Source organism: Microbacterium sp., from assembly GCF_047971895.1.
GTDB lineage: Bacteria > Actinomycetota > Actinomycetes > Actinomycetales > Microbacteriaceae > Microbacterium.
In genome coordinates this window covers 1-3,737 of sequence record NZ_JBKEAF010000047.1, presented here as the reverse complement: position 1 = coordinate 3,737, position 3,737 = coordinate 1, and the positions used below count along the sequence as shown (strand labels likewise).

The following is a 3,737-nucleotide window of genomic DNA, read 5'->3' as shown; positions in this document are numbered from 1 at the left end:
TATCCTGCGGACTTCGCGGCATCCTCGCTGATGCGCAGATCGAGACGGAAGTCGACCGGGAAGTCACCGAACAGACCTCGGCCGGCCGCGGCCGCCGCATCGAGGACGGCGGAGGCAGCAGCCTCAGCGTGGGCGATCGGAGTGTGCACGATGATCTCGTCGTGCAGGAAGAACGCGAGATGCGCACGGTCCGCGAAGGAGGGGCCGGATGCCACGGCCCGTTGGGGTGCCGCAGGCAGCGCCGCCAGACGCATTCGCAGCTCGGCAAGCCAGGCGAGCGCCCATTCGGCGGCCGTGCCCTGCACCACGAAGTTGCGGGTGAACCGGCCTCGGTCCCGCGCGGCGCGCTGTGCGCGTGCTTCGTCCGCGGCGCGGGCCTCGGGCAGGGCCGCCCTGTGCTGCAGATCGAGCCAGTGCGTCGAGGGCTCGGGCGAGGTGCGCCCGAGCCACGTGTGCACGGCTCCGCCTCGCTCCCCGGTCGCGGCCGCGTCGTCGACCAGGCCCATGGCTCGTCGGTAGGCACGGCGCAGTCGGGGCAGCAAGCGCGCGCTGTCGCCGGTGGTCGCCCCGTACATCGCCCCCAGCAGTGCCAGCTTCGCTTCGTTCCGGGTCGCGACGATACCGGCGTCGACGACCCCGGCGTAGAGATCTCGCCCCTGCGCGGCGGCGGCGAGGGCCTCGTCGTGGGCGATGGCTGCGAGAACGCGCGGTTCGAGCTGCGCCACATCGGCGACGATGAGGGTCCACCCAGGGTCGGCGCGTACCGCGGCGCGCAGCAGACGCGGCAGCTGCAGGGCGCCTCCGCCCGACGAGGCCCATCGCCCCGTCACGACACCTGCCGGCACGTAGACGGGGCGGAACCGCCCGTCGCGCACCCACTCGGCCAGCCAGGTCCAGCCGTTGGCGCTGAGCAGCCGTGACAGCTTCTTGTACTCCAGCAGGGGCGCGATGGCTGGATGCTGGTGCTCGGCCAGCTCCCACTGACTGGTCGACTCGACGAAGACCCCGGCACGATGCAGTGCACGCAGGAGCTTCGGCGGGGAGTCCAGGGACACCGACGGGTCGTTCAGTGCGATGCGGGTGCGGTCGGCTGTGGCCTGTACTTTGGCGGGAGGCCCGCCCTGTGCGGGCCGTGCACCCAGCACCTCGGTGAGGATCGTGTCGTGCGCCGCTTCGTTCCAGGGCAGGCCGGCGGCCCGCAGTTCGGCGGCGACGAGGGCGCCGGCGCTCTCCACCGCCACGAGCGTGCGCAGCGAGCCCGGTGCGCGGGCGTCATCGATCGCGCGGCGCTGCCGCGTGAACTCCGCCAGCACCTCCTTCACGTCGTCCGGCAGTGCACCAAGACCGTGCGTGTCGAGCGCGAACAGCGCGGGGGCACCGTCGTCCATCGACGGGGTCGCCGCCCAGGCGGTCGCCGCGCGCAGAGCCGTGGCATCCATCACGAACGCGCTCGTGCGCAGGATCGCATGACAGAGCCGCAGGTCATGGCACCTGGCGAGCCGAACGCCCGCGGCGAGAAAGCCGGGATACCACCGCGCCGTGTCGTTCCAGATCCAGCGCGGAGCAGCCTCCTTCTCCTGATCGGCCACCCATGCGGCCGTCGGCTGCGGCACCGTCGTCTGCCACAGTTCGGCGGCGGCCGAGTCCAGTGCGACCGCGGTGACGGCGTCGCCTGTGTGCGCGAGAGCGATCCAGGTCGGCGCTGTCAGAGGCCCGATTCCTCCGTGCGCACCAGGATGCCCCCGCACTCGGGGCAGGTGACCACGACGTCGTCGGCTGTCTGACGGATCGCCTGCAGATCTGTGCCGGAGAGCACCATGCGACATCCCTCGCAGGTCTGACGTCGCAGCAGCGCGGCACCCACGCCGCGTGCGGCGACGGCGTCGTACATCGTCAGCAGGTCTGCGGGCAGCTCTGCAGAGATCGCGGCGCGGTCGCGCGTGGCGGCCTCGAATCGTGCGGTGGCATCGGCGACCGCTGCCTTCCCCTCCGCGCTCAGCCGGGCGCCCTCCTCGTTCGTGACGGCGACGAGCGCTTCCTGCGCCGCCACCTCGGCCTCGGCCTGTTCGAGCTTCTCCATGAGCGTGAGCTGCGCGTCCTCGAGGTCCGACTTGCGCTTGGCCAGTGAGGCGATCTCGTGCTCCAGGCCCTGCGCATCCTTCGGATTGGTAACCGTCTGCAGTCGCTGCGCATCGCGTTCCGCACGCGCATCGACCATCGCCACGTCGGATTCCACGCGTGCGAGCTCGATCTGGACGTCGTCGCGGGCGCCCAGCCGCATCGCCAATTCTTGCGACTGCTCCTGACGCTGTGCGAGCAGTTCCTGCACGCGCGCGGCCTGCGCCGGGTTCTTCCGTGCGTTGTCGGCCTGCCGCAGGCGCGCGTCGAGATCGGCGATGTCAAGCAGTCTCAGCTGATCGGCGGGGCTGGCGTTCACGTCACCAACCTACCCCGCGCGCTCATAGAATGAGAGCGTTCGGGGCCTTTAGCTCAGCTGGTAGAGCAACTGGTTTACACCCAGTAGGTCGTCGGTTCGATCCCGGCAGGGCCCACCCGTAGGAGAGTGGCACTATGGGCACTGACTATGACGAGTTGTCGGCTTGCGCTGAGCGCGGCGACCTCACAGTGAAGCCCGACACCCTGAGCCAAGGCCCGGAGGCAGCCGCTACAGCGCAGCGGCTGCTGATGGAAGAGACCGGTGCGGCGAGCGCCGACGAGCGAACTGCACTCGTGGCCAGGTGGGGGGAAGAGAGAACTTAACGATGACCAGCAGCGAGCACGAAGAAGCCACCCTCATGTGGAACGTGAAGCCTCTGACGCACCTGGACGTGAACTGAGCCGCTCCCTCTCTCGTTCACAAGATCACGGGATCGTCGTTCTGCCGCATGATTCCGACGGAATGGTCGGGGGAACCTCCGGCATCTGCGGGTGCCGCCTCCGTCCGGGGGATTGCGGTACTTCAGTCGTAGGTTCTTGACGACGGCCGGAGTGACACTCCGCATGCGCAAGGCGGTGATGATGCCCCAGCTTTTGAGGCATCATCACCGCCGCTAGTCGATACTAGGCGTCTGCTGTACGGCGTCGGCTGTACAGCAACACTCCGCCACCTGTCAGTAGCAAGAGAAGCGCCCCGATGATCGCGAACGTTGCAGCACCACCGCCGAGGTTCGGAAGGGTGCCCTCCTTGGGTACGGTGCCGTGCCAGTCGTCTGCGTCATTCACGCTCAGGCCAGAGTAGAGCCCGACGCCGGTCACCTCAGCGGTGTTGGCGTGCGTCTCACCGGCACCGAGACCCGGCAGGGTGCCGGTGCATTCGAATTGCTTGCCGACCGCGAATGGCCCCGCCCAGGTGGTGCCGGTAGAACCGTCGGTGAAGGTGCACACCAGATCTTTGATGTGTCCCTTGCCGCCGGCGAACCTGTCGGTGACCACCAGATCGGTGAGTGGCTCTTCGCCGTCGTTTGAGACGGTGAAGTTGAGCCGCTGATCCTTGCCTGCGGTCAGTTCCTTACCCGGAGCCTTGTCGAAGTCTCCGTTGTAGCCGTCATTCGTGAGCGCTCCGGACTCGTTGTACTCGGGCTCTGCGCCCTCATCGCTCCATTTCTCGATGTCGATGCTCGGGTCGCCGACCGGGGTGATCGTCGTCTCCGACCCCTCGACGTCCTCGATCATGTTCACGATGGGACCGTCAGCATTCGTCGCTTCCACTGCGAAATAGGTAACGATCCGGCCCTGCG

Annotated in this window: 3 protein-coding genes and 1 tRNA gene; 1 reads left to right on the top strand and 3 read right to left on the bottom strand. The window is 68.3% G+C overall.

Annotated elements, in window-relative coordinates:
- Both ACK5IN_RS04265 and ACK5IN_RS04260 read right to left on the bottom strand, forming a co-directional pair.
- A partial coding sequence (locus tag ACK5IN_RS04265; protein ID WP_416894973.1) for a bifunctional 3'-5' exonuclease/DNA polymerase occupies window positions 1-1,748 on the bottom strand: 1,748 nt, incomplete at its 3' end.
- Window positions 1,706-2,437 (bottom strand): zinc ribbon domain-containing protein, encoded by a 732-nt coding sequence (locus ACK5IN_RS04260; RefSeq protein WP_416894972.1) that lies wholly within the window; start codon window positions 2,435-2,437, stop codon window positions 1,706-1,708. The genes ACK5IN_RS04265 and ACK5IN_RS04260, both read right to left, overlap by 43 nt.
- A gap of 42 nt (window positions 2,438-2,479) precedes the next feature.
- Between ACK5IN_RS04260 and ACK5IN_RS04255 the strand changes: the two genes are divergently transcribed.
- Window positions 2,480-2,552 (top strand) — tRNA-Val (locus ACK5IN_RS04255).
- Window positions 2,553-3,060: 508 nt separating this feature from the next.
- Here ACK5IN_RS04255 and ACK5IN_RS04250 read toward each other — a convergent pair.
- The coding region (locus ACK5IN_RS04250) for a hypothetical protein (protein ID WP_416894971.1) at window positions 3,061-3,737 on the bottom strand (677 nt) is incomplete at its 5' end.